Source organism: Streptomyces sp. NBC_01707 (assembly GCF_041438805.1).
Lineage (GTDB): Bacteria > Actinomycetota > Actinomycetes > Streptomycetales > Streptomycetaceae > Streptomyces.
The window spans coordinates 4656779-4683009 of the sequence record NZ_CP109190.1 but is presented as its reverse complement, the minus strand read 5'-3'; the positions used below and the strand labels follow the sequence as shown (position 1 = coordinate 4683009).

The 26231-nt window shown below is 71.2% G+C and carries 23 protein-coding genes; 17 read left to right on the top strand and 6 right to left on the bottom strand.

Annotated elements, in window-relative coordinates:
• Positions 1-4: 4 nt before the first annotated feature.
• Positions 5-751, bottom strand: a complete 747-nt coding sequence (locus tag OG963_RS21050; protein ID WP_319324214.1) for an NUDIX domain-containing protein — start codon at positions 749-751, stop codon at positions 5-7.
• 132 nt (positions 752-883) lie between these two features.
• Here OG963_RS21050 and OG963_RS21045 point away from each other — a divergent pair, with 132 nt between their 5' ends.
• Genes OG963_RS21045 through OG963_RS21010 form a run of 8 tightly spaced genes read left to right on the top strand, consistent with a single transcriptional unit; the run spans position 884 to position 11110 of the window.
• Positions 884-1705 (top strand): TIGR03084 family metal-binding protein, encoded by an 822-nt coding sequence (locus OG963_RS21045; RefSeq protein ID WP_371799322.1) that lies wholly within the window; start codon positions 884-886, stop codon positions 1703-1705.
• Positions 1702-3420, top strand: a complete 1719-nt coding sequence (locus OG963_RS21040) for an acyclic terpene utilization AtuA family protein (RefSeq protein WP_371799321.1) — start codon at positions 1702-1704, stop codon at positions 3418-3420. Before OG963_RS21045 ends, OG963_RS21040 begins: the two co-directional genes overlap by 4 nt.
• Positions 3417-5015, top strand: a complete 1599-nt coding sequence (locus OG963_RS21035; protein ID WP_030926463.1) for an acyl-CoA carboxylase subunit beta — start codon at positions 3417-3419, stop codon at positions 5013-5015. The genes OG963_RS21040 and OG963_RS21035 overlap by 4 nt, the downstream gene beginning before the upstream one ends.
• An 8-nt stretch (positions 5016-5023) precedes the next feature.
• Positions 5024-6970, top strand: a complete 1947-nt coding sequence (locus tag OG963_RS21030) for a biotin carboxylase N-terminal domain-containing protein (RefSeq protein WP_319740068.1) — start codon at positions 5024-5026, stop codon at positions 6968-6970.
• The gene (locus OG963_RS21025) at positions 6967-8127 is read left to right on the top strand and encodes an acyl-CoA dehydrogenase family protein (RefSeq protein ID WP_093778251.1); all 1161 of its coding nucleotides are present in this window, start codon (positions 6967-6969) and stop codon (positions 8125-8127) included. Before OG963_RS21030 ends, OG963_RS21025 begins: the two co-directional genes overlap by 4 nt.
• Before the next feature lie 45 nt (positions 8128-8172).
• Complete coding sequence (locus OG963_RS21020) at positions 8173-9798, top strand: 4-coumarate--CoA ligase family protein (RefSeq protein ID WP_319324217.1); 1626 nt, start codon at positions 8173-8175, stop codon at positions 9796-9798.
• A complete protein-coding gene (locus tag OG963_RS21015) occupies positions 9795-10529 on the top strand; it encodes an enoyl-CoA hydratase family protein (protein WP_030926459.1) in 735 nt (244 codons plus the stop codon). Before OG963_RS21020 ends, OG963_RS21015 begins: the two co-directional genes overlap by 4 nt.
• Entirely contained in the window at positions 10517-11110 is a 594-nt protein-coding gene (locus OG963_RS21010; RefSeq protein ID WP_093778247.1) for a TetR/AcrR family transcriptional regulator, read from the top strand. Before OG963_RS21015 ends, OG963_RS21010 begins: the two co-directional genes overlap by 13 nt.
• A gap of 145 nt (positions 11111-11255) precedes the next feature.
• Here OG963_RS21010 and OG963_RS21005 read toward each other — a convergent pair whose 3' ends face one another.
• A complete protein-coding gene (locus OG963_RS21005; RefSeq protein WP_030926457.1) occupies positions 11256-12356 on the bottom strand; it encodes a citrate synthase 2 in 1101 nt (366 codons plus the stop codon).
• Between the two features lie 224 nt (positions 12357-12580).
• Between OG963_RS21005 and pdxH the strand changes: the two genes are divergently transcribed.
• Positions 12581-13207, top strand: a complete 627-nt coding sequence (pdxH, locus tag OG963_RS21000; RefSeq protein ID WP_093778353.1) for a pyridoxamine 5'-phosphate oxidase — start codon at positions 12581-12583, stop codon at positions 13205-13207.
• A gap of 251 nt (positions 13208-13458) precedes the next feature.
• Here pdxH and OG963_RS20995 read toward each other — a convergent pair whose 3' ends face one another.
• Entirely contained in the window at positions 13459-13866 is a 408-nt protein-coding gene (locus tag OG963_RS20995; protein WP_319740065.1) for a hypothetical protein, read from the bottom strand.
• A 171-nt stretch (positions 13867-14037) separates the two neighbouring features.
• On the opposite strand from OG963_RS20995, the gene OG963_RS20990 reads away from it, so the two are divergent.
• From OG963_RS20990 to OG963_RS20965, 6 genes are all read left to right on the top strand, one after another.
• Positions 14038-15372 carry a PAS domain-containing protein gene (locus OG963_RS20990; protein ID WP_093778245.1) on the top strand — a complete coding sequence of 445 codons (1335 nt, stop codon included), beginning with the start codon at positions 14038-14040 and terminating at the stop codon, positions 15370-15372.
• A 413-nt stretch (positions 15373-15785) separates the two neighbouring features.
• Positions 15786-16235, top strand: coding sequence for a hypothetical protein (locus OG963_RS20985; protein WP_030926452.1), 450 nt, complete (start codon positions 15786-15788; stop codon positions 16233-16235).
• Between the two features lie 114 nt (positions 16236-16349).
• The gene (locus OG963_RS20980; protein WP_234322168.1) at positions 16350-17252 is read left to right on the top strand and encodes a hypothetical protein; all 903 of its coding nucleotides are present in this window, start codon (positions 16350-16352) and stop codon (positions 17250-17252) included.
• A 13-nt stretch (positions 17253-17265) separates the two neighbouring features.
• A complete protein-coding gene (locus OG963_RS20975; protein WP_093931111.1) occupies positions 17266-18531 on the top strand; it encodes a peptidoglycan-binding protein in 1266 nt (421 codons plus the stop codon).
• A 32-nt stretch (positions 18532-18563) separates the two neighbouring features.
• The gene (locus OG963_RS20970) at positions 18564-19229 is read left to right on the top strand and encodes an ABC transporter ATP-binding protein (protein WP_093931163.1); all 666 of its coding nucleotides are present in this window, start codon (positions 18564-18566) and stop codon (positions 19227-19229) included.
• 4 nt (positions 19230-19233) lie between these two features.
• A complete protein-coding gene (locus OG963_RS20965) occupies positions 19234-20484 on the top strand; it encodes an ABC transporter permease (protein ID WP_319324228.1) in 1251 nt (416 codons plus the stop codon).
• Between the two features lie 62 nt (positions 20485-20546).
• On the opposite strand, the gene OG963_RS20960 is transcribed toward OG963_RS20965, so the two are convergent.
• Complete coding sequence (locus OG963_RS20960; protein ID WP_093778239.1) at positions 20547-21302, bottom strand: SIS domain-containing protein; 756 nt, start codon at positions 21300-21302, stop codon at positions 20547-20549.
• 219 nt (positions 21303-21521) lie between these two features.
• On the opposite strand from OG963_RS20960, the gene OG963_RS20955 reads away from it, so the two are divergent.
• Positions 21522-22214: a metal-dependent transcriptional regulator gene (locus OG963_RS20955; RefSeq protein WP_030926443.1), complete on the top strand. Its 693-nt coding sequence runs from the start codon at positions 21522-21524 to the stop codon at positions 22212-22214.
• A 597-nt stretch (positions 22215-22811) separates the two neighbouring features.
• Positions 22812-23705, top strand: coding sequence for an alpha/beta fold hydrolase (locus OG963_RS20950; protein ID WP_093778238.1), 894 nt, complete (start codon positions 22812-22814; stop codon positions 23703-23705).
• A 30-nt stretch (positions 23706-23735) separates the two neighbouring features.
• Here the strand turns inward: OG963_RS20950 and OG963_RS20945 are convergent, their stop codons facing one another.
• Positions 23736-25388, bottom strand: coding sequence for a transporter (locus OG963_RS20945; RefSeq protein WP_093778236.1), 1653 nt, complete (start codon positions 25386-25388; stop codon positions 23736-23738).
• Complete coding sequence (locus OG963_RS20940) at positions 25385-26194, bottom strand: ABC transporter ATP-binding protein (RefSeq protein ID WP_051878711.1); 810 nt, start codon at positions 26192-26194, stop codon at positions 25385-25387. The genes OG963_RS20945 and OG963_RS20940 overlap by 4 nt, the downstream gene beginning before the upstream one ends.
• Positions 26195-26231: the final 37 nt, after the last annotated feature.

The following is a 26231-nucleotide window of genomic DNA, read 5'->3' as shown; positions in this document are numbered from 1 at the left end:
GCCGTCACCACCCGCAGGCCGCGTCCAGGTCCCAGACCGAATCCGCCAGTTCCGCCGGAGACGTCGGCCAGCCGGCGGTGTGCCAGTGGGCGATCCGCCAGGACAGGCGGCGGGGCCAGAGCGGGGTGGTGGGCAGTTCGGAGACCGGTACCCAGGCCGGGGCGCCCCCGTAGTTGTCCAGGGTCTCCGGTGCGCCCACCTCGCCGTCCGCCTCCATCGTGAAGTAGTGGCCCCGGGTGCCGCCCCGCCAGATCCGGGCCACCTCGCGTACGACCGTTCCGTGCAGGCCGGTCTCCTCCCGGAGTTCGCGGACCGCCGCCACCTCGGGTGTCTCGCCGGCTTCGACGCCGCCGCCAGGGATCTCGTAATGGCAGCCGTCGTCCCCGGGGAAGTGGATCAGTAGCATCCGGCGGTCGCGGATGACGATCGCGCCGCCGCGGACCCGGGTCGGTTCGGCTGTCGTCGGGTCGTCCAGGGCGGCCGTGTCCTGCGGGGGAGCTCCTTGCGACCACGCGCGCAGGACGTTCTCCGCCGTGCCGACCGGGCGGATCCGGGCGTGCAGCGCCTCGGTCAGGGAGAGCGCGGCCGATGTGCCCTCGGCGGTCCGGCCGTCGGTGCGGAAGGAGCCCGGGGCGGAACTCAGGCCGACGCCCGGGAAGGAGTAGTAGATGCCGGAATCATCCCGATGCTGCTGCAGGACAAGCCTGTTGTCGTCGAAACGCACACCCGCGGTGCGAGGTTCGTCAGTCATCGGCGGAGGCTAGCAGCCGGTCCCGGCCCGGCCGTGGAGTCGGAGGCCTCAAACAATGCAAGCATGCTTGCTTGTTTCCTGGTCCGCTGACATGCTCCTGGGCACACCGCCACGCCCCGAGGGGAGCGCACCGTGTCCGATGCCGCAGCCGTGCTCGACGATCTGCGTAGCGAGAGCGACGAACTCGACCTGCTGGTAGCGGAGTTGAGTGCCGGGCAATGGGCCGGGCCGACCCCCGCCGAGCGCTGGACGGTCGCCCACCAGATCGCCCATCTGACCTGGACCGACGAGGTCGCCCTGCTCGCCGTCACCGACCCGGACGCCTTCGCCGCGGAGGTCGCCAAGGCGCAGGCGGCACCCGACAGCTTCGTCGACCAGGCCGCCGAGGAACTCGCGGCCGAGGAGCCGGCCGTGCTGCTCGCACGCTGGCGCGACGGGCGCGACCGGCTCCGACGAGCCCTGCGTGCCGCCCCGCCCGGCACCCGCATCCCCTGGTACGGGCCGCCCATGAGCGTCGCGTCCATGGCGACCGCGCGGCTGATGGAGACCTGGGCGCACGGGCAGGACGTCGCCGACGCCCTCGGCGCCGTACGCGCCCCGACCGCCCGGCTGCGCCACATCGCCCGGATCGGGGTGCGGACCCGTGACTACGCCTTCCTCGTACGGGGGATCAAGGCACCCGACGACGAGTTCCGCGTCGAACTCGAAGCCCCCGGCGGCGAGGTGATCGCATTCGGGCCCGAGGAAGCGGCGCAGCGTGTCACCGGACCGCTGTACGACTTCTGCCTCCTCGTCACCCGGCGCGCCCACCGTGACGACCTCGCCGTCCGCGCCCTCGGGGCCGACGCCGGCCAGTGGCTCGACATCGCCCAGGCCTTCGCCGGTCCGCCCGGACCCGGTCGCGCACCCGCGGGTGATGCCCCCGGCGGTGGTGCGCGGGGCGGCGCCCGATGACCGCCGCACCGCTGCGGATCGGGAACGCCTCCGGGTTCTACGGTGACCGCTTCGACGCCGTACGCGAGATGCTCACCGACGGCCCCCTCGACGTCCTCACCGGCGACTACCTCGCCGAGCTGACCATGCTCATCCTCGGGCGCAGCCGGCTCAAGGACCCCGCCCGCGGCTACGCCACCACCTTCCTGCAGCAGCTCGAGGAAGGCCTCGGGCTCGCCCACGAGCGCGGTGTGAAGATCGTCGCCAATGCCGGGGGGCTCAACCCGGCCGCACTCGCCGGGGCCGTCAACGAACTGGCGCGCAAGGTGGGCGTTCCGGTCCGGGTCGCGCATGTCGAGGGCGACAGCCTGCCCGTGCCCGACGGGTTCCTCACCGCCAACGCCTACCTCGGCGGCCACGGCATCGCCGCATGCCTGCGCGCCGGGGCCGATGTCGTCGTCACCGGCCGGGTCACCGACGCCGCCCTCGTCACCGGCCCCGCCGCCGCCCACTTCGGCTGGGGTCCGGACGACCACGACGCCCTCGCCGGGGCCGTCGTCGCCGGGCACGTCCTGGAGTGCGGCACCCAGGCCACCGGCGGGAACTACTCCTTCTTCCGCGGCCACGACATCCGCCGGCCCGGCTTCCCGCTCGCCGAGATCCACGCCGACGGGTCGTCCGTCATCACCAAGCACGACGGCACGGGCGGCTTCGTCGACGTCGGGACCGTCACCGCCCAGCTCCTCTACGAGACCGGCGGCGCCCGGTACGCCGGGCCGGACGTGACCGCCCGGCTCGACACCGTACGCCTGACCCAGGAAGGGCCCGACCGGGTCCGGATCTCCGGGGTGCGCGGCGAGGCCCCGCCGCCCACCCTCAAGGCGGGGCTCACCCGGCTCGGCGGCTGGCGCAACGAGGTCGTCTTCGTGCTCACCGGGCTCGACATCGAGGCCAAGGCGCAGCTGGTGCAGGACCAGTTCGCGCAGGCGCTCACCGGGTCCCGTACCGGGCCTCCCGACGAGGTGCGGTGGGAACTGGCCCGTACCGACAGGGCCGACGCCGACACCGAGGAGACCGCCGCCGCCCTGCTCCGGCTCGTCGTCCGCGACCAGGACCCGGAGTCCGTCGGAAGGTCGGTCTCCGGGGCCGCGATCGAGCTGGCCCTCGGCAGCTACCCGGGCTTTCATGTCACCGCCCCGCCCGGCAAGGGCGCGCCCTACGGAGTCTTCGAGGCGAGGTACGTACCGGCGGAGGACGTCGAGCACGTCGCCGTGGGGCCGGACGGGCGAAGGGAGCGGGTGGCACCACCCGTACGGACAAGGGCGCTCGAGGAAGTGGACGAGCCCGCTCTCCCCGAACCCCTGCCTGCCGGACTGACTCAGCTCACCCCCCTCGGCCGTGTCGCCGGCGCCCGGAGTGGCGACAAGGGCGGTGACGCCAACATCGGCATCTGGGTCCGCACCGACGACGCCTGGCGCTGGCTGGCGCACGAACTGACCGTCGATCGATTCCGGGAACTGCTCCCCGAAACCGCCGAGTTGACCGTCGTGCGGCACGTCCTGCCGAACCTTCGCGCGCTGAACTTCGTCGTCCACGGTCTCCTCGGCGAGGGCGTCGCCGCACAGGCCCGCTTCGATCCGCAGGCCAAGGCGGTGGGGGAGTGGCTGCGGTCCAGGCACGTACCCATCCCCGTGACCCTGCTCGAGAACACCGACGCACCGGAGGCGCACGCATGACCGTCCTGGCCACCGGGCTCGACACGACGAGTCCCGAATACGCCGCGAACCGCGCCACCATGCTCGACCGGCTCGACGAGCTCGACACCGAGCACGGCAAGGCCCTCGCGGGCGGCGGCGAGAAGTACGTCGAGCGGCACCGCGGGCGCGGCAAACTCCTCGCCCGGGAGCGGATCGAGCTGCTGGTCGATGCCGACACACCGTTCCTGGAGCTGTCGCCGCTCGCCGCCTGGGGGAGCGAGTACGCCGTGGGCGCCTCGCTCGTCACGGGCATCGGGGTCGTCGAGGGCGTCGAGTGCCTGATCACCGCCAACGACCCGACCGTACGCGGCGGCGCCTCCAACCCCTGGACCCTGAAGAAGGCCCTGCGCGCCAACGAGATCGCCTTCGCCAACCGGCTGCCCTGCATCAGCCTCGTCGAGTCCGGCGGGGCCGATCTGCCGTCCCAGAAGGAGATCTTCATCCCCGGCGGCGCCCTGTTCCGGGACCTCACCCGGCTCTCCGCCGCCGGCATCCCCACCGTCGCGGTCGTCTTCGGGAACTCCACGGCCGGCGGGGCGTACGTCCCCGGCATGTCCGACCACACCGTCATGATCAAGGAGCGGTCGAAGGTCTTTCTCGGCGGACCGCCGCTGGTGAAGATGGCGACCGGCGAGGAGAGCGACGACGAGTCCCTCGGCGGCGCCGACATGCACGCCCGCACCTCCGGACTCGCCGATCACTTCGCCGTCGACGAGCACGACGCGCTGCGCCAGGCGCGGCGGATCGTCGCCCGGCTCAACTGGCGCAAGGCCCACGCCGATCCGGGACCCGCCGAGCCGCCGAAGTACGACGAGGACGAGCTGCTCGGGATCGTGCCCGGAGATCTCAAGATCCCTTTCGATCCGCGCGAGGTGATCGCCCGGCTCGTCGACGGCTCCGACTTCGACGCGTTCAAACCGCTGTACGGGACGAGCCTGGTCACCGGCTGGGCCCGGCTGCACGGCTACCCCGTCGGCATCCTCGCCAACGCGCAAGGGGTGCTGTTCAGCGAGGAGTCGCAGAAGGCCGCCCAGTTCATCCAGCTCGCCAACCAGCGCGACATCCCCCTCCTCTTCCTGCACAACACCACCGGCTACATGGTCGGCAAGGAGTACGAGCAGGGCGGCATCATCAAACACGGCGCGATGATGATCAACGCGGTGTCCAACTCCAGGGTCCCGCACCTGTCCGTGCTGATGGGTGCCTCGTACGGGGCCGGGCACTACGGCATGTGCGGCCGCGCCTACGACCCCCGCTTCCTCTTCGCCTGGCCCGGCAGCAAGTCCGCCGTGATGGGCCCGCAGCAGCTCGCGGGCGTGCTGTCCATCGTCGCCCGGGCCTCCGCCGCAGCGAAGGGACGGCCCTACGACGACGAGGCCGACGCCGGGCTGCGCGCCATGGTGGAGCAGCAGATCGAGTCCGAGTCGCTGCCGATGTTCCTCTCCGGGCGGCTGTACGACGACGGGGTCATCGACCCGCGCGACACCAGGACCGTCCTCGGGATCTGCCTGTCCGCGATCCACACCGCCCCGGTCGAAGGCGCCCGCGGCGGCTTCGGCATCTTCCGGATGTGAGGACGAACATGATCAGCACCCTGCTCGTCGCCAATCGGGGCGAGATCGCCTGCCGGATCTTCCGCACCTGCCGTGCACTGGGCATCGCCACCGTCGCCGTGTACTCGGACGCGGACGCCGACGCACTGCACGTCAGGGAGGCCGACACCGCCGTGCGGCTGCCGGGGGCCGCGCCCGCCGACACCTATCTGCGCGGCGATCTCGTCGTACGCGCCGCGCGCACAGCGGGCGCCGACGCCGTGCACCCCGGCTACGGCTTCCTCTCCGAGAACGCCGGTTTCGCCCGGGCCGTGCAGGACGCCGGGCTCGTCTGGGTCGGCCCGCCGGTCAAGGCCATCGAGATGATGGCGTCCAAGACCCGGGCCAAGGAACTGATGGCCGCCGCCGGGGTGCCGCTGCTCGCACCCGTCGACCCGGCGCAGGCGACCGCGGACGACCTGCCGCTGCTGCTGAAGGCGGCGGCGGGCGGCGGCGGGCGCGGCATGCGGGTCGTGCGTGAACTGGGCGCGCTGTCCGACGAGATGGCGGCCGCCACGGCCGAGGCCGCGAGCGCCTTCGGCGACGGCGAAGTCTTCGCCGAGCCCTACGTCGAACGCGGCCGGCATGTCGAGGTCCAGATCATGGCCGACGCACACGGCACCGTGTGGGCGCTCGGCACCCGTGACTGCTCGCTCCAGCGCCGCCACCAGAAGGTCATCGAGGAGGCCCCCGCACCCGGCCTCGACGACGGGCTGCGCACCCGGCTGCACGACGCGGCGACCGCAGCGGCCCGCGCCGTCGGCTACCGGGGCGCGGGCACCGTCGAGTTCCTCGTCACCGCCGACGGGCGCCCGTACTTCCTCGAGATGAACACCCGGCTCCAGGTCGAACACCCCGTCACCGAAGCCGTCTTCGGGCTCGACCTCGTCGCCCTGCAACTGTCCGTCGCCGAAGGCGAACCCCTCCCCACCACGCCGCCCGACCCGCACGGGCACGCCGTCGAGGCCCGGCTCTACGCGGAGGACCCGGCCCGCGACTGGCAGCCACAGACTGGAGCACTGCTCACGCTGGACGTACCGGACGAACCCGGCCTGCGCCTCGACACCGGATACACCGGCGGCGACTCCATCGGCATGCACTACGACCCGATGCTCGCCAAGGTCATCGCCCACGCACCCACCCGCGCCCAGGCGGTACGGCTCCTCGCCCGCGCCCTGGAACGCGCCCGCATCCACGGCCCGGTCACCAACCGCGAGCTGCTCGTACGGTCCCTGCGCCACCCCGACTTCACCGGAGCCCGCCCCGACACCGGCTTCTACGACCGCCACCTGGACGCCCTCACCCGCGCCCCGGACGACAACGCGGACCGGCACCTCGCAGCCCTCGCCGCAGCCGCCGCCCACACCGCCCGGCACCCGGATGCCATCGGCACGTCCCGCTTCGGCGGCTGGCGCAACCTCCCTTCCCAGCCGCAGGCCAGGCGCTACCGCAGCGAACCCGACGGTGCCGAACACGAGATCACCTACCGCACCACCCGCAGCGGTGCGATCGACGCCCCCGGTGCCCGGATCCTCACCGCCACCGCCGGCCACGTCACCGTCGAAACCGACGACGGCGTCACCCACCGCTTCCGCCTCACCACCCACCACGACCGGGTCCACGTGGACGGCGCCACCGGCTCGTACACCTTCACCGCCCTCCCCCGCTTCACCGACCCCACCGAACGCACCGAACCCGGCTCCCTGCTCGCCCCCATGCCCGGCACCGTCGTCCGGCTCGCCGACGGCCTCGCACCCGGTGCCGCCGTCCGGGCCGGGCAGCCCCTCATCTGGCTCGAGGCGATGAAGATGGAACACCGCATCCTCGCGCCCGCCACCGGCACCCTCACCGCGCTCCACGCCGCACCCGGCCTCCAGGTGGAGGTCGGCGCCCTGCTCGCAGTCGTACAAGACGCACAGGAGGAACCGACCCCATGAGCACCGCCCTCGAAACCGAAGAGCAGCAAGCCCTGCGCGCCGCCGTCGCCGCACTCGGAAAGCGGTACGGGCGCGACTACATGACCTCCCTCGTCCGGGACGGCGCCCACCCCCGCGAACTGTGGACCGAAGCCGCCAAGCTCGGCTACCTGGGGGTCAACCTCCCCGAGGAGTACGGCGGCGGAGGCGGCGGCATGGCCGAACTCTCCATAGTCCTGGAAGAACTGGGAGCGGCGGGATCACCCCTCCTCATGATGATCGTCTCCCCGGCGATCTGCGGCACCGTCATCGCCCGCTTCGGCACCGACACCCAGAAACACCAGTGGCTTCCCGGCCTCGCCGACGGCACCCTCACCATGGCCTTCGGCATCACCGAACCCGACGCCGGCTCCAACTCCCACCGCATCACCACCACCGCCCGCCGCGACGGCGGGGACTGGCTGCTCACCGGGCGGAAAGTGTTCGTCTCCGGCGTCGACATCGCCGACGCCACCCTCATCGTGGGGCGCACCGAGGACGCCAGGACCGGCAGGCTCAAGCCCTGCCTCTTCATCGTCCCGCGCGACGCCCCAGGATTCCGGCGCTCGCAGATCGACATGGAACTCCAGGCACCTGAGAAGCAGTTCGAGCTGGTCCTGGACGACGTGCGGCTGCCCGCCGACGGACTTGTGGGAGACGAGGACGCAGGCCTCCTCCAGCTCTTCGCCGGGCTCAACCCCGAACGCATCATGACGGCCGCCTTCGCACTCGGCATGGGCCGGTACGCCCTCGGCCGCGCCGTCGAGTACGCGCGGACCCGGCAGGTGTGGAAGGAGCCCATCGGCTCCCACCAGGCCATCGCCCACCCTCTCGCCCAGGCGCACATCGAACTCGAACTGGCCCGCCTGATGATGCAGAAGGCGGCCAGGCTCTACGACGAGGGCGACGACATCGGCGCGGGCGAAGCCGCCAACATGGCGAAGTACGCCGCCGCCGAGGCCTGCGTGAAAGCCGTCGACCAGGCGGTGCACACCCTCGGCGGCAACGGCCTCACCCGCGAATACGGGATCGCCTCCCTGATCACCGCAGCCCGCGTCGCCCGGATCGCACCCGTCAGCCGGGAAATGATCCTGAACTACGTTTCCCACCAGTCCCTGGGTCTCCCCAAGTCGTACTGACACAGGGGACTCTGTCCCTCCAGCCGCCGTTCGAAGGGACCCGCCATGGTGAACGTGTTCCGCAGCGAGTACGCAGACGTCCAGCCGCTCGACCTCCCCATCCATGACGCGGTCCTCGGGCAGGCCGCCGGCACCTACGGCGACACGGTCGCCCTGATCGACGGCACCGACGACACCACCACGCTCACCTACCGGCAACTCGACACGTTCCACCGCCGGATCGCGGCGGCGCTCGCCGCCACCGGGGTCCGCAAGGGCGACGTCGTCGCCCTGCACAGCCCCAACACCCTCGCCTACCCGACCGTGTTCTTCGGAGCCACCCGGGCGGGCGCCACCGTCACCACCGTGCACCCCCTCGCCACGGCGGAGGAGTTCGCCAAACAGCTCCGTGACTCCTCCGCCCGCTGGATCGTCACCGTCTCCCCGCTCCTCGAAACCGCCCGCCGCGCCGCCGAACTCGTCGGCGGCATAGAGGAGATATTCGTCTGCGACCGGGCCGACGGACACACCTCCGTACTCGACATGCTGGGCTCCACCGCCCCCGAACCGGGGATCACCATCGACCCGGCCGAGGACATCGCCGCGCTGCCGTACTCCTCCGGTACCACCGGCACACCCAAGGGCGTCATGCTCACCCACCGCTCCATGGCCACCAACCTGGAGCAGCTGCGGCCGTTCATCCCGATGCGCCCCGGCCACCGGATCCTCGCCGTCCTCCCGTTCTTCCACATCTACGGGCTGACCGCCCTGATGAACGCCCCGCTGCGGCTCGGTGCCACCGTCGTCGTCCTGCCGCGCTTCGACCTCGCCCAATTCCTCACCGCGATCGAGAAGCACCGGATCAGCGGACTGTACGTGGCCCCGCCGATCGTCCTGGCCCTCGCCAAACACCCGGCCGTCGCCCAGTACGACCTGTCCTCGCTGGAGTACATCGTCAGCGCCGCCGCCCCGCTCGACGCAGGACTCGCCGCCGCCTGCTCCCGGCGCCTCGGACTGCCGCCGGTACGGCAGGCGTACGGCATGACGGAACTCTCGCCCGGCACCCACGTCGTCCCGCTCGCCGCCGAGAACCCGCCACCGGGCGCCGTCGGCAAACTCCTGCCGGGCACCGAGATGCGGATCGTCTCCCTCGACGACCCGGACCGCGACGCCGGCATCGACACCGACGGCGAGATACTCATCCGCGGCCCACAGGTGATGAAGGGCTACCTCGGCCGGCCCGAGGCCACCGCCGACATGATCGACGCCGACGGCTGGGTGCACACCGGAGACATCGGCCGCGTCGACGCCGACGGCTGGCTCCACGTCGTCGACCGGGTCAAGGAACTCATCAAGTACAAGGGCTACCAGGTCGCCCCCGCCGAACTCGAAGCCCTGCTGCTCGGCCACCCGTCGATCGCGGACGCCGCCGTCATCGGTGTGTACGACACCGACGGCAACGAAGTCCCCAAGGCGTATCTCGTCCGGCAGGCGGGAGTCGCCCCCGACGACCTCACCGCCGACGACGTCATGGCGTACGTCGCCGAGCGCGTCTCCCCGTACAAGAAGATCCGGCGGGTCGAATTCATCGGCGCCGTACCCCGCGCCACCTCCGGAAAGATCCTCCGGCGCGAACTGCGCGACCGGGAGAGCACCGACGAAGCAGTCATCGAGAAGGCGACAGAAGCATGAAACTGGTCCGCACCGGCCGAGAACGTGGCATCGCCACCGTACGGATGGACTCGCAGACGAACCGCAACGCACTCTCCGCGCGGCTCGTCGCCGAACTCCGCGAAACCCTCGCCCGATACGGCGAGGACGACACCGTACGGGCCGTGGTCCTCACCCACACGGGCAACACGTTCTGCGCCGGTGCGGACCTCGGCGCACCCCCCGACCCGGAAGCGTTCGTCGCCCTGATGCGGGAGATCGTCACCCTGCCCAAACCCGTGGTGGCCCGCGTCGACGGACACGTCCGGGCGGGCGGCCTCGGACTCCTCGCCGCCTGCGACATATCCGCCGCCGGACCAGCATCCACCTTCGCCCTCACCGAATCCCGGCTCGGCCTCGCCCCCGCCGTGATCTCCCTGCCCCTGCTGCCCCGCACCGACCCACGCGCCGCCGCCCGCTACTACCTCACCGGAGAACGCTTCGACGCTGCCGAAGCCGCCCGGATCTCCCTGATCACCCTCGCCGCCGACGACGTGGACAAGGCGCTCACACCCGTACTGGACGGACTGCGCCGAGCCTCACCACAGGGGCTGGCAGCATCGAAGGAGCTGGTCACAGCTACTGTGCGGGAAAGTTTCGACCAGTACGCCGAAGACCTCATCGCCCGCTCGGCAGCACTCTTCGCCTCCGCCGAGGCACGGGAAGGGATGACGGCCTTCCTCGAACGACGGGACCCCGCATGGGTGTTGTGACGCCCCCCACCGACAGGACCCCCAAGCAGGACCGCAGCCGCGCCACCCGCCGACGGCTGCTCGAAGCCGCGGTCGCCTGCCTCGCCGAACACGGCTGGGCAGGCTCCACGGTCTCGGTCGTCGCCGAACGCGCCGGCGTATCGCGCGGCGCCGCCCAGCACCACTTCCCCACCCGCGAGGACCTGTTCACCGCAGCCGTCGAATACGTCGCCGAGGAACGCTCCGCCGCCCTGCGCACCCTGCCCGTCCAAGGCCGCGCAGCCGTCGTCGCGGCCCTCGTCGACCTCTACACAGGACCGCTGTTCCGCGCCGCACTCCAGCTCTGGGTCGCCGCCTCGAACGAGGCGTCTCTGCACCCCCGCGTCAGCGAACTCGAAGCCCGCGTAGGCCGCGAGACCCACCGCATCGCCGTCGAACTCCTGAAGGCCGACGAATCCCGCCCCGGCACCCGAGAAACCGTCCAGGGCCTCCTCGACATGGCCCGCGGCCTCGGCCTGGCCAACGTACTGACGGACGACACCGCTCGGCGGCAGAGGGTCGTCGCACAGTGGGCGGCCCTGCTGGACGACGCACTGAACTGAGCCCCGGAGCAGCCCCTCCCCGGCATACGTCAGCCTGGGCTGCCCGCCGGGGACGGCCCGGACCACCGCTTCCGCACCGGGTCCGACCGGACGCGAAGGGCGCGGCGCCCGACATGGGACACCGCGCCCGTCCGACACCGGCGGCTCACCCGGTGATGTCGCCGTACCCCTCGATCTCCCGGGGGTTGCGCGGCCCCGGCCCGACATACCTCGCCGACGGCCGCACCAGCCGGCCCGTCCGCTTCTGCTCCAGAATGTGCGCCGACCAGCCCGCCGTACGCGCACACGTGAACATCGACGTGAACATGTGCGCCGGAACCTCCGCGAAGTCCAGCATGATCGCCGCCCAGAACTCCACGTTCGTCGCCAGCACCCGGTCCGGACGACGCGCGTGCAGCTCCTCCAGCGCGGCCTTCTCCAGCGCCTCCGCCACCTCGAACCGCGGCGCGCCCAGCTCCTTCGCCGTCCGCCGCAGCACCCGCGCCCGCGGGTCCTCCGCCCGGTACACCCGGTGCCCGAAGCCCATCAGCCGCTCACCCTTGTCCAGGGCCTTCTTCACATACGCGGTCGCGTCGCCGGTCCGCTCGATCTCCTCGATCATCCCGAGGACCCGGGACGGCGCACCACCGTGCAGCGGCCCCGACATCGCACCCACCGCGCCGGACAGCGCCGCCGCCACATCGGCGCCCGTCGAGGCGATGACCCGCGCGGTGAACGTGGAGGCGTTCATGCCGTGCTCGGCGGCCGACGTCCAGTACGCGTCGACGGCCTTCACATGCTTCGGGTCAGGCTCACCGCGCCAGCGGATCATGAACCGCTCGACGACGGACTGCGCCTTGTCGATCTCGCTCTGCGGAACCATCGGCAGCCCCTGACCGCGCGCCGACTGGGCGACGTACGACAGTGCCATCACGGCGGCCCGCGCCAGATCGTTGCGCGCGGTCTCCTCGTCGATGTCGAGCAGCGGCTTCAGACCCCACACCGGCGCCAGCATCGCCAGCGCGGACTGCACATCGACCCGGATGTCACCCGAGTGGACCGGGATCGGGAACGGCTCGGCGGGCGGCAGACCGGGGTTGAACGCCCCGTCGACCAGCAGACCCCACACGTTCCCGAACGACACGTGCCCGACGAGATCCTCGATGTCGACCCCGCGGTAGCGGAGCGAACCGCCCTCCTTGTCGGGTTCGGCGATCTCCGTCTCGAACGCGATGACTCCCTCGAGCCCGGGTACGAAGTCGGACATCATGCGGCTCCCTCGAATCGGCGGCTGTACGGAGGCCACAGTGGCCTGCCCCAAGATATTGGCGGGTTCCCACGACGCGGGGAAGCGTGACATCCCGCACAGCCCCCGGCATTACCGATGCGCGGTTGACACCCCTCCTCGCCGGGCAAACTGGGCCGCTGCGGCAGGATGATCCCGTGCCCACCGCAGATTCCCCTTCCGATTCCACCACCGATCCGGCGGCGATGCGCGAGCAGTACCGCTCCGAGGCCTTCACCGAGGACACGCTCGCCGCCGACCCCATGCATCAGTTCGCCCACTGGTTCCGGCAGATCGCCGCAGGTGGAATGGTCTACGAGCCGAACGCCATGGTGGTCTCCACCGCCACCCCCGACGGCCGTCCGTCCTCCCGCACGGTGCTGCTGAAGAAGTACGACGCCCGGGGCTTCGTCTTCTTCACCAACTACAACTCCCGCAAGGGCCGCGAACTGGACGCCAACCCGTACGTCTCGCTGCTCTTCCCCTGGCACCCGCTGGCCCGCCAGGTCGTCGTCACCGGCGCCGCGGCCCGCATCGCCCGCGAGGAGACGGTCGCCTATTTCCGCACCCGCCCCCACGGCTCGCAGCTGGGCGCCTGGGCGAGCGAACAGTCGGCCGTGATCGGCTCCCGGCAGGAGCTCATCGACCGGTACGACGAGCTGGCGGCCCGCTACCCCGAAGGCGAACACATCCCCGCCCCCCCGCAGTGGGGCGGCTTCCGCGTCGTACCGGAGACCATCGAGTTCTGGCAGGGCCACGAGAACCGGCTGCACGACCGGCTGCGATACGTACGCGAGGGCGACGACTGGCGGGTGGAGCGCCTCTCCCCGTGACCGGGCGGCCCCGCACACGCAGAAACCCGCGGGCTCTGGTCCCTCCTTACGGAGGGGCCGGCCGGACTTACCGGCGAGCCCGCGGGTCGGTGACTGCTTGGGATTGGCCGGCGACCGGCCTGCACTGCAAGAGCGCGACGACGGGCGTCAGCCCGCAGTCACCTCACGAGTCCGAGAAGAAATCACTTCCGGAACACCTCCTTTCTTCGCTGGCAGCAGCCTAGGAACCGTCGGCGAATGTCTCAACCCATTTATTCGGTGACTTCCTGCCGGTAGCTGTACGCGTATCCGTCGGCACGCTGCAGTGGTCGAAGGTTCCGGTGGGACACGGTGCAGCGTCCCACCGGCGTGCTGAGGCTGTGTTTCCCGGAGGCGCGGACGGAGATGCGTCCGGTCCAAGTGCCTGCCCACTTGCCCTTGGATACGGAGGCGTGGACGAGGTCGCCGGTGGCGAAGCCGTGATGCCGCTTCTGACGCGCGCGGGCGAGCCGGGGGAATCCGTACCGGTCGGGGGTGGTGCGGGCGTAGCTTCCGCGCTTCCGCGCCCGGTTGCCGTAACGACCTGGACCTGCCGGGGCACGCGCACGGTCCCGGCCCCCGCCTCGTGGTCGAGCGTCGGCGGGTTCGGAGTGGCCGGGGGACCGGCGTTCACCGCCCATATGCGTGATTTTCCGGTGATGCTCGAATGTGTGATCGTTCGGCGTGTTGGCAGACCGGATGCTGCGCCGGAGACAGGGCGGATTTCCTGGAAGTCGATGTGTGCTGGGTCACGTTCGAGTTCAATGGTCTGACGTGCGGCAATGGCGGACACGTCCTGCAGGGGGTCCGGGATGAGCGCTTCCACGAGCAGCGGGACCACTGATGCCCTCGGCCCCGACCCGATCCCCGGGTCGGAGCTGCTTGCGGCGTTGCTCGACGGGATGGACGCGGCGCTCTGTGCGTTCGGCGCGGACGGCACGATCACACACTGGAACCGTGAGGCGGAGCGGATTCTCGGCTGGTCGGCCGAGGAGGCTGTGGGGCGGCCCGGGTTCGCCGGGTGGGCGGTGCGCAGTGCGGACGTGGGCGAGGTGCAGGGGCGGCTGATGGCCGCCATGGATGCGCCGGGGCGTCAGGTGCATGAGTTCGCTCTGCTGCGCAAGGACGGCGGGCGGGTGCTCGTGCGGATGCAGTCGGCCGGGGTCCGGGGTGCGGACGGGAAGCCGGCCGGGGTGTACTGCGCGTTCAGCGAGGTGCATGCGCAGATCGATCTGGAGCGGTCGATCGCGCTGAGCGAGGCGCTGTTCGAGGACGCGTCGTGGGGTGTGGTCCTCGTGGATGTGGATCTGCGGCCGACGGTCGTCAACGCGTGTGCGGCGCGGGCGCTGGGCGGTGGGCGTACGACGCTGCTGGGGCGTCCGCTCGCCGAGCTGGTCGTGCAGGGGGTGGAGGAGCTCGAGGGTGCGCTGCAGCATGTCCTGGCCGAGGGGCAGCCACCCGCGCCCACCGAGCTGTGGGTGACGCTGCGGTCGGCGGACGGGGACCGGCGGCGCTGCTGGCGCAGCGGGTTTCTGCAGCTGGCGTCGCCGCTCGCGGAGGAGCCGGTGCCGTTGGGGGTCGGCTGGCTGTTCCAGGACGTGACGGCGGAGAAGCTGGCGGCGCAGGAGGCGGACCGGGTGCGGTTCCGGTCGAATCAGCTGTACCGGGCGTGCCGGTCGGCGGCCGAGTGCGAGGACCCGATGGAGGCGGCGACGTCCTATCTGGATTTCGCGCTCGCGGGGTTCGCCGACCATGTGCTGATCGATGCGCTGGTGGGGGAGCGGCTGGTGCGGGCGGCGGCGACGCCGGCCGATGCTCCGGGGCCGTGTCTGCCGGTGGCCGGCGGCGGCCTTCCCTTGCGGTACGCGCCGGGGCATCCGGCGCTGCAGGCGGTGGACCGGACGGGTTCGGTCCGGTCGAGCGCCGGCCCCGGTGCCGAGGCGTGGGCGGATGAGCGTCAGTGGCCGAAGGGTTCGGTGCACGCGTTGTGCGCCGTGATGCGCAGCCGGGGCCGGACGCTGGGCGTGGTGACGTTCCTGCGGGCGGCACATCGCACGGCCTTCGAGCGTCCGGACGCGGCGTACGCGGAGAGTGTCGCGGTGCGGGTGGCGGGCGCGGTGGACCTGGCTCAGGTGCTGGGCGGCTGAGCCTGGCCCGGCCGGGGGCGAAATCGTCCGAATGGGCTGGACAGATGGTGAAGGGCGGCAGTTACCTTCCCATATCCCATATCAGAGATGATCATCGCTGATGGGTATTTATAGCGGAATAGGTGGCGCTATTGCGCTGCCCTGGAATCCGAATGTTTTTCTATGCGTACACATCCTCCCTGTCGTATCCTGACGCAACATCAACTAGCCCTGGTGAGAGGAGTGTTGCCCGCATGGTGGACGAATTGGTGACGAGAGTCCGGGAATTAATCCACGCCTGTGGTGTGTCGGGTGACTCCTGTGGAGTTCGGGTCCTCGGTTGCGTGCGGCCCTTCGGGGCGTAACCGCCGGGCGGGTCACTCGGATCACTTGGGCAACTCGAAAGCACATCCACAGAAAAAGGTATGAAGACAATGCGTTCAAGAATTGCTGCTGCCACTGCCACCTCTGCCGTTGCCCTCGCGCTCGCCGTCGGTGTCGCCACCCCGGCCGCCGCTGACGCCGATTACGACAACTACTGGTTCGGTTGCAACTACGACTCGTCCAACACGTTCAAGTTCCGCCTCTACTACAACTCGAACCTGGGCGGCGACTACCGCAACATCGGTTACGCGGTCTACGACTTCGACTCGGTCGCCAACGGGACGTCGTACGGCCCCCTCACCTTCTGCGGCTTCAAGTCGGCCGGCAGCGGCCAGCGCGTGAAGAACAATGCAGCCTCCGCGCGCAACACGCATTCCAGCTACTTCGGTTACCTGTATTACAACAGCGGTTACAAGGGTGCTTCCGACATCGTCTGGGGCACGGTCAACCAGCTCGACGCGACATACAACAACAACGCCTCGTTCCAGTGGAAGAGCTGACGAAGCGTGTGATCCATCGCGATCCGGTGACCCAGTGATCCGGTGACGGCCGGGTGTCTGTGCGCCACAGCACGGGCGCCCGGCAGCCTCATTCAGCTCCACACGGAAGATCAGATGTTCAAGCGATTCAGGATGTGCAGGGCCGGCGCGGGGCTCCTGGTCACGGCGGCCCTTTCGGTCTCCGTCGCCGGGTGTTCGTCAGGCGGGCAGGACGACGGCTCCGCGACGACCTCGGCGTCGGGCGATCCTGCGACATGGGTGCTTCCGATCCAGGCCTACCTGCCGACGGACGAGGAGCAGCAGCAGCTCTCGCAGGCGAAGAAGCTTCTCGTCGGTGACTGCATGAAGGGGTTCGGGTTCAACTGGGTCCCGGCTCCGGATCTGCCGAAGGTGGGCCCGAAGACGCTCACCGACTGGCGTTACGGCATCCACGACATGAACCTGTCCAGGGAGCGCGGTTACAAGCCGGCCGCCACGGAGATGGCCGCGTACGACGCGGCACTCAAGGAAGGTGCCCAGGACCGCAGTTCGTCGGACAAGGCCGAGATCGGCGTACTCAACGGGACGAGCGAGGACGTGGACGGCCGGAAGGTCCCGAAGGGTGGCTGCATCGGCGCCGCCAACCGGAAGATCGACACGGCGGCGGTCGAGGCCCGCACCGCGATCGACGTCGGCAACGGCGCGTTCATCAAGGCCAAGCAGGACCCCGCGGTGGTGAAGGCGTTCGCCGCCTGGTCGGGCTGCATGAAGAAGAGCGGCTACGACTACAAGGAGCCGCTGGACGCGAGCGACAATCCGAAGTTCGGTTCGGAGGACGTCTCCGCCGAGGAGATATCCACGGCCACCACCGACATCACGTGCCGCGACAGGACCGACGTGGCGAGGATCTGGTTCAAGGCGGAAGCGGCCCTGCAGAAGCAGGCGATCGAGCAGCACGCGGAGCAGCTCCAGACGGACCGGCGGGCGCTCGACACCGCCGTCAAGAAGGCCTCGAAGCTTGTTTCCGCGGCGAAGTAAGGACAGCGCGCGCATGGTTGACCAGAGTCCCTCCCCGCAGGCCGAGGCGGCCGGCTCCCCGCACAGGCACGGTCTGCTGCGTCGCCGCCGGTTGCTCATGGCGGTGCTCGCCGGTTCCGTGGTGGTGACCGCGGCCGGGGTGGGTTCGGCCGCACTGCTCAAGTCACCGGCCCAGGCCGCGGCCGAGACCCGACCGCCCGCGCCGGATGTGATCACCGCTCCGGTGGAGCGGAAGGTCCTCTCCGAGACGGTCGTGGCCCGCGGCCAGGTGGCCGCCTCGCAGCACGTCTCCGTATCGGGGGCGGGCGTCGGCGGCAGCGCGGTGGGACGTTCCGTGGTGACCAAGGTGCGGGTCCGGCCGGGACGTCCGCTCCACATGGGGCAGGTGCTGCTGGAGATCTCGGGCCGGCCCGTCTTCGTGCTGAAGGGCGCACTCCCGGCGTACCGGGACCTGCGGACCGGCAGCCGGGGCGAGGACGTCACGCAGCTGCAGAAGGCGCTGGCCGCCGTCGGCCACTCCACGGGCGGCGACAGGGCGGGCGTCTTCGGTCCCGGTACGGAGAAGGCCGTCGCCGCCTTCTACCGTGCCATCGGTTTCGAGCCGGCGACGGCCGGTTCGGACAAGAGCGACCCCGGGTCCGGTGCGGCGACGGCCGACCCGGCCGGGTCGGGTTCCGTGGTCCCGATGTCCGAAGTCGTCTTCGTACGCTCGGCCTCGGCGCAGGTGGACGACGTCGCGGCCGAGGTGGGTGAGGAGGCGGGTCCGGATCTGGTGTCCGTGTCGGCCGGCGGTCTGGTCGTCAACGGATCGGTGGCCGCCTACCAGAAGGGGCTGCTGCGCCCCGGTCAGAAGGTCGACATCGCCTCCGAGTCCACCGGGCAGCAGCTCACCGGGACCGTGCAGTCGGTCGCCCAGCGGCCGACCGGCAAGGAGAAGGGCGGCGAACCGCAGAGCGCGGAGGGTTACGCGGTGAGGATCAGGCCCACCGGGAAGCTTCCGGCGAGCCTGGTGGGCGAGGACGTACGCCTGACCATCGCAGCGGCCTCGTCGTCCGGCAGCGTCCTGGCCGTGCCGGTCTCCGCCGTCTCGGCGGGCGCGGACGGACGCACCACGGTGACCGTGCGCAAGGCCGGTGGAGATCGCCGCGTGGCCGTCCGTACGGGGATGACCGCCGACGGATACGCGGAGATCACTCCGACGGTGCGGGGCGGCCTGGCGCCGGGCGACCAGGTGATCGTCGGCGTGGACACCCGTGGCGACACTGCGGACCGCCTGTGACGGAGCAGCCCGCCGACACCCCGGTCATCCTCATGCGGGACCTGGGCCTGACCTACCCCGGCCCGCCCCCGGTCACCGCGCTGCGCCCGTGCGACCTGCGGATCGACCGCGGGGAGTTCGTGACGATCGTCGGCCCGTCCGGCTCCGGGAAGTCCAGCCTGCTGAACATCGCGGGACTGCTGGACACCCCCACCCGGGGTACGTACTTCCTGGACGGCATCGACACCGCCGCGGCCGACGAGGCGCAGCGGGCGGCGCTGCGCAGCGAGCGGATCGGCTTCGTCTTCCAGTCCTTCCATCTGCTGCCCCACCGCAGTGCGCAGGACAACGTCGAACTGGCCATGCTCTACCAGTCCACGCCCCGGCGTGCGCGCAGCCGCCGGGCCGCCGCCGTACTGACGAGGGTCGGTCTGGGGCACCGTGCGCACGCGCTGCCCACCCAGCTGTCGGGCGGCGAACGGCAGCGCGTGGCCATTGCGCGCGCCCTGGTCGCGGAGCCGTCGCTGCTGCTCTGCGACGAGCCGACCGGCAATCTCGACACGGAGACCGCCTCGGCCATCCTCGATCTGCTGGACCGGCTCCACGAGGACGGCATGACCATCGCCGTCATCACCCACGACGCGCAGGTGGCCGCCCGCGGCCAGCGCACGATCACCATTCGCGACGGTGTGCTGACCGACGCGCGGCCAGTCAGGTAACCGCATGAAGCTGAACTTCACCCCCAGGCGGACCCCGGTGGCGGGCCGGTCCCGGCTTGCCGCACGGGATCTGCTGGCGGAAGCCGTGGCCGGTGTGCTCCAGCGACCGGCCCGTTCCGCCCTGACCTCGCTCGGCACCGTGCTCGGGGTCGGCGCCTTCGTCGCCGTACTGGGTCTGACCGGTACCGCCGCGTCCCAGATCGACACCCGGTTCAATGCCCTCTCGGCAACGGAAGTCACCGTCGAGGACACGGGTGGCCGGGACGCCGGACGCGTGGCCCTGTCCTTCCCGAAGGACGCCGACGCCCGCATGGAGAGGCTGAACGGCACCGAGGCCGCGGGGGTCTACTGGAAGGTCCGGCTGGACCCCGGACAGACCGTCCGCTCGTCGCCGATCGGCGCTGCGAACGGCGCGGTCGCCCGCACTCCCGTCGTGGCCGCCTCACCCGGCGTGCTGGCGGCGGCCGGCCCGCACTTCACCCAGGGCCGGGCGTACGACACCTTCCACGACTCGGGCCGTCAGCGCGTCGCGGTGATCGGCTCGTCCATCGCGGCGCGCCTCGGGATCCACACGCTGCGGACCCAGCCTGCCGTCTTCATCGGTGACACCCCGTTCACCGTCATCGGGATCATGGACGACGTCCGGCGCAAACCCGACCTGCTGCTGTCGGTCCTGGTTCCCCGCACGACCGCCGAACACATCTGGGGACAACCGAAGGACGAGCGGGCCAGGATGCTGGTCTCCACGCGCCTCGGCGCAGCCACCCAGATCGCCGACGAGGCGCCGCTGGCCCTGCGGCCCGATCACCCCGAATATCTCCGCCCGATCCCGCCGCCGGATCCCAGGGCGCTGCGCACCGCCGTGGGCGACGACCTCGGACAGCTCTTCCTGCTCCTGGCCGTGGTCTGCCTGGTGATCGGCGCCGTGGGTATCGCCAACACCACGCTCGTCGCCGTCATGGAACGAACCGGGGAGATCGGTCTGCGACGGGCGCTGGGCGCCCGCTCCCGGCACATCACCGTGCAGTTCCTCACCGAATCGGGGGCGCTGGGGCTGCTCGGCGGGGTGGTCGGGACGTCCGTGGGCACGGCGGTCGTGGTGGCCGTGTCGGCGTTCCGGGAGTGGACGCCGGTGATCGCACCGCTCACCCTGGCCGCGGCCCCGGCGCTGGGCCTGGCGACGGGTCTGCTGGCCGGTCTGTACCCGGCCTGGCGGGCGTCGCGGGTCCCACCCGCGGAGGCGCTCCGGCGCTGAGCGCGGTGCGGGCACCGGGCCGGCACGCACCGGCTGCGTGTGCGTGCCGGGCGCCGGTTCCGCTACTGCCGGTAGAAGATCCGGTCCGCGTACTCCGTCATCACGCGCCCGTTCCACTCGTGGCCGCCGTCGACGTTGCCGGACCGCAGCAGCGGCGGCTCGATCCCCCGCTCCACCAGCCGTTCCGCGGCCGCGGCCATCATCGCCTGCATCAGCGCACTGGTGACCACCGTCGATGCGGGCGCGAACGGTGCCTCGATTCCCTCCGCGGTCAGCTCCGCGTCACCGACGGCGATCTTGCTGTCGAGGACGATGTCGCAGTGGTCCCGCAGGAATCCGCCGGAGCTGTGCCGCGACCGTGTCGCGTCCGCGTACGCCACCGAGGTGACACCGACGACCGTCAGTCCGTGGGCGCGGGCGTCCCGTGCCATCTCGACCGGCAGCGCGTTGCGTCCGGAGAGCGAGATGATCACGAGCAGGTCGCCCGCTCTCGCGGGGCTGGAGTCCAGCACGGCACCGGCCAGACCGTCGACCCGCTCCAGCGCCGAGCCGAGCGTCGCGGGCATCACGTCGACGCCGAGCGTGCCGGGCACGGCGAGAAGGTTCATCAGGGCCAGCCCGCCGGCCCGGTAGACGACGTCCTGGGCGGCGAGCGACGAGTGGCCGGCGCCGAACGCGAAGAGCCGGCCGCCGGCCGCGACGGTGTCGGCGATCGCGGCCCCGGCGGCCGCGATGTTGCCGGCCTCCTCGTCGCGTACGCGCTCCAGCAGGCCGATCGCTGCGTCGAGGAACTGACCGGCCAGCTTGCTGTCGCTCATCGAGGAGGCCCTTTCGGCGGGGTGGGTGACCGTGGGGTGTCCGTGCCGCGGATCACGTTGCGGTCTGGACCAGTGACCTGTCAACACCGCCCGGGGCCGCACGCGTGGTCCAGGGTTCGGTCGGCGCGGCACGGTTGTCGGAGGTATGCGTCAGAATTGGCTGAGGGCCAGCGCATGGCGTTGACGGCGTTTTTCATGTCACAGCATCGAGGGGCACGAATGTCCGGACTGATCGATACAACGGAGATGTATCTCCGCACCATCCTCGAACTCGAAGAGGAAGGCGTCGTCCCCATGCGCGCCCGGATCGCGGAACGGCTGGACCAGAGCGGTCCGACGGTCAGCCAGACGGTGGCGCGCATGGAGCGCGACGGGCTGGTGCAGGTCGCGGGCGACCGGCATCTGGAGCTGACGGAGGAGGGCCGCCGGCTGGCGACCCGGGTGATGCGCAAGCACCGGCTCGCCGAGTGCCTGCTCGTCGACGTGATCGGCCTGGAGTGGGAGCAGGTGCACGCCGAGGCCTGCCGCTGGGAGCACGTGATGAGCGAGGCCGTGGAGCGCCGGGTGCTGGAGCTGCTGCGGCACCCGACGGAGTCCCCGTACGGGAATCCGATCCCGGGGCTGGAGGAGCTGGGCGAGAAGGCCGAGGCCGACCCGTTCCTGAACGCGGACATGGTCAGCCTGTCGGAGCTCGACCCGGGAGCCGAGGGCAAGACCGTGGTGGTGCGGAGGATCGGTGAGCCGATCCAGACGGACGCCCAGCTGATGTACACGTTGCGGCGGGCGGGCGTGCAGCCCGGTTCCGTGGTCAGCGTGACCCAGTCGCCCGGCGGGGTGCTGGTCGGCAGCAGTGGCGAGGCGGCGGAGCTGGACGCCGAGGTGGCTTCGCACGTCTTCGTCGCCAAGCGCTGACCGAGATATTGAAGCGTAACGTCCGCTTTCCGTTTTTCCGTCCGGAATTGCAGCGCTCGGGCGGATCGCGTGCCAGGCTGTGGCTGAGGCATACCTGAGAGTGGCGGCCGCCTGGCCACGCGGTCGGGGAGGGAGCAGGAGATGCGCCCGTCGTACTGGCATGTGCACCAGAAGGTGACTGTCACGAGCCCGGCCGCCGCGACGACTGCGCCCGGCCGGTTCGCTCCGCCCGCGCACGATCCGGCGCCCGCGGGCCCGGTCGCCCCGGGCGACCGCACTCCGGCGCAGACCGTCCCGCACGCCCCCCTGACATGGGAGGGCCCCGGCGCCGCGCGGCGCCGGGGCCTGTCCTCCCCTGTTCCGACCTGGAGCCCCGAGCTCTCAAGGTCGGTCCCCGCGGGCCCTCATCCCCGAGTGGTCCGCCTCCCGAAGAAGATCTCCCCGCCGGGGCCGACGTCAATCCTTGGGGGCTGTCACTCGAACGAGGGGTGTTACGAGCCGGAACCCGTTGTTCGAATAAAGGTTCGATAGTCTGGCGTGACGCGACCGCACGGTGAGCGAGCGGTGATCGAGGACCAGAAGGGGGTGCCAGGACATATGGTGCGGCGCATCGATGTGACGGGATCCGACGGCGTACGCCTCGCGGCCTGGGAGTTCGCCGATCCGCCCAAGGGGCGTACCGAGGGCGAGCGCGCCCCCGGGGTCTTACTGCTCCACGGACTGATGGGCCGGGCCTCCCACTGGGCCTCCACCACCCGCTGGATCGCCGAGCGGCACCGGGCCGTGGGCCTCGACCAGCGGGGGCACGGCCGCAGCGAGAAGCCGGCCGAAGGCCCGTACACCCGCGACGCGTACGTCGCCGACGCCGAGGCGGCGATCGAACAGCTCGGCCTCGGCCCCGCCACCGTCGTCGGCCACTCGATGGGCGCCCTCACCGCCTGGCAGCTCGCCGCGAAGCGCCCCGATCTCGTCCGGGCCCTGATCATCTGCGACATGCGGGCCTCCGCGCTCGGCGCCGCCTCTCAGCGGGAGTGGGAGGACTGGTTCAAGTCATGGCCGCTGCCGTTCGCGACGCTCTCCGACGTACGGAAGTGGTTCGGCGAGGACGACCCCTGGGTGGAGCGGCCGAACCCGTCCCGCGGCGAGTTCTTCGCCGAGGTGATGGCCGAGCGGGCCGACGGCTGGCGGCCGGTCTTCTCCCGCCGCCAGATGCTCCAGTCCCGCGCGACCTGGGTCCACGACGCGCACTGGGAGGAGCTGGCGCAGGTCCGCTGCCCGACACTGGTGGTCCGTGGGCTGGACGGCGAACTGGGCCGGGCGGAGGCCCAGGAGATGGTCCGCGTACTGCCGCGCGGGCAGTACGCGGAGGTGGCGGACGCCGGTCATCTCGTCCACTACGACCAGCCGGAGGGCTGGCGCGCCGCGGTCGAGCCGTTCCTCGAGCAGTTCGCCGAGGACCCCCAGGACGACCGCGAGCCCGTCTCCTCGTAACGGGAGCCGCACCCCGGCCGGACCTTCAGGTCACCCCTTGCTGACCGCCGCCAGGATCTCCGGAAGCCGGTTCGCCGTGCGGGGAGCCGCCAGCCGCAGCCCCGCCCAGGCGATCAGCGTCCCGTACAGACCACCCACCGGTACCAGCAGCCACAGCCAGTCCTCCGCATCGGCGATGTGCAGCCAGATCGTCGCCACGATCACCGGCGCGCACAGGACCGCCGCCGAGACCATGCCGCCGAAGATCGAGATCCAGGCGAGCCCGGCCTGCCCCGGTGCCACGTTCTTGAACGCGCCGTCCTGCGGGATCGAGTACGGGAAGTTGGCCGACGCCACCGCGCCCGTCGCCAGCATCGCGCCCAGCAGGGCGAAGGAGAGACCCATCACGCCCGGCAGCGCCGCCCAGTCCCCGAGCACCGCCGCCGTCACGACGGTCACCAGGATCGTGTACGGGAGGGTGATCACCAGCAGCGCCAGCGCCCGCGCCCGCAGTTCGAGGTACGCGTCCCGGGTGGAGGAGATCGTCAGTGCCACTATCCAGAACGCGGAGGTGTCCTGCCCGAACTGGTTGTACATCTGGATGCCGAGCATCCCGGCGGCGAAGCACGCGAAGTACACCGATCCGGTGCCCTGCACCGCGTTGAGCAGCGGCACGATCAGGCCGATGGCGAGCGCCGTCACCCAGGCCGCCTTGGTCTTCGGGTCCCGCGCGACGTACCGCAGACTGCGCCGCATCACCGTCCCCGTGCGCCCCTCCGGCAGCAGTGTGGACAGCCGGGAGCCGGCCGTCGCGGACTTCTTGCGGGTCGGTTCGGCGGCGGCGAGCGTCGAGCCGTCCGGGGCGGTCATCAGCTTCACCAGACTCCGCTGCCACAGCCACAGCAGTGCGCCCAGTGCCGCGACGGCGAGCAGCAGTTGCAGCACGGCCCGGCCGTACGACCCCTGCGCCGCGGAGTCCACCGCACCGATCGCCGAGGCCGGCGGCAGCCAGCGCACCACGTCCGCGGCCGGGTCGAGCGCGGACAGCCCGCCGGACCGGCCGAGCCGCTGCGCACCGAAGTTGACGACCTGGATGCCGACCGCGATCACCAGACCGCTGAGCACCGCCAGATCGCGGCCCTTGCGGGAGGTCAGCAGCCGGGTGTTGGCCGTGGCGACGGCCCGGGCCAGCGCCACGCACACCAGCAGGGTCAGCGGCGCGGCCACCACCGCGCACACCACGGCCACCGCACCGTGGGCCACCGCGAACGCCGAACCGACCGCCAGGCAGAGCGTGAACAGCGGCCCGATGCCGACCAGGGACGCCATCAGCAGCGCCCCGATCAGCGGGCGCGGCCGCAGCGGCAGCATCACCAGCCGGCTCGGGTCGAGGGTCTCGTCGCCGCTGGGGAAGAACAGCGGCATCACCGCCCAGCCGAGCGCCAACACCGCCGTGAGCAGCACCACGAGCGAGCCCGCGTGGGCGTTGCCGCGCAGCGCGATCAGCCCGATGACCTGACCGGCGGCGATCAGCAGGGTGACGACGACGGACGAGATGTAGGCGGCCCGCCGGCCCGACGACTGCCGCAGCCCGTTGCGCAGCAGTGTCAGCTTGAGCCGGACGAAGACGGAGACGAGTCCTTCACCGCCCCGGCCGTCCGAGGGGCGGGGGGCGGGGATGACGGGGGTGTCGAGCACGCTCATCGGGTGCCGCCCAGCCAGTCGAGGGACTCGCCGGTGTCCCGGCCACCCGCGCCGACGAGTTCGAGGAACGCGTTCTGCAGCGACGACGCCGAGCCGCGCACCTCGGAGAGGGTGCCCTGGGCCCGGATCGTGCCGTTCGCCATGACGGCCACCCAGTCGCACAGCGACTCGACGAGCTCCATCACATGGCTGGAGAAGACGACGGTCGCCCCCGAGCCGGTGTACCGCTCCAGCACCCTGCGGATGGTCTGTGCCGAGACGGGGTCGACGCCCTCGAACGGCTCGTCCAGGAAGAGCACTTCGGGGTTGTGCAGCAGAGCCGCCGCGAGCCCGATCTTCTTCCGCATGCCGGTCGAGTAGTCGACGACCAGCTTGTGCTGGGCGCCCGCCAGATCCAGTACGTCCAGGAGCTGGGTGGCGCGCTTGTCGACCTCGGCGCCCGGCAGCCCGCGCAACCGGCCGGTGTACGCGAGGAGTTCGCGCCCCGAAAGGCGCTCGAAGAGCCGCAGCCCCTCCGGCAGGACGCCGATCCTGGCCTTGACGTCCACCGGGTCGCGCCAGACGTCGCGCCCGCCGACCTCGATGGTGCCGTGGTCGGGGCGGAGCAGGCCGGTCACCATCGACAGCGTGGTGGTCTTGCCCGCGCCGTTGGGGCCGACCAGGCCGATGAACTTCCCGGCGGGCAGCTCCAGATCGATCCCGGCGACCGCGGTCTGCTCGCCGAAGCGCTTCCAGAGGCCCTGCACGCGAACGGCGGGCGGTGCCGTCACCGCCCCGCTCGCGTCCGCTGCTGTCCGGTCCGACATGGTGCACTGCCTTTCGGTGTCCCCGTATGTGGTGGAC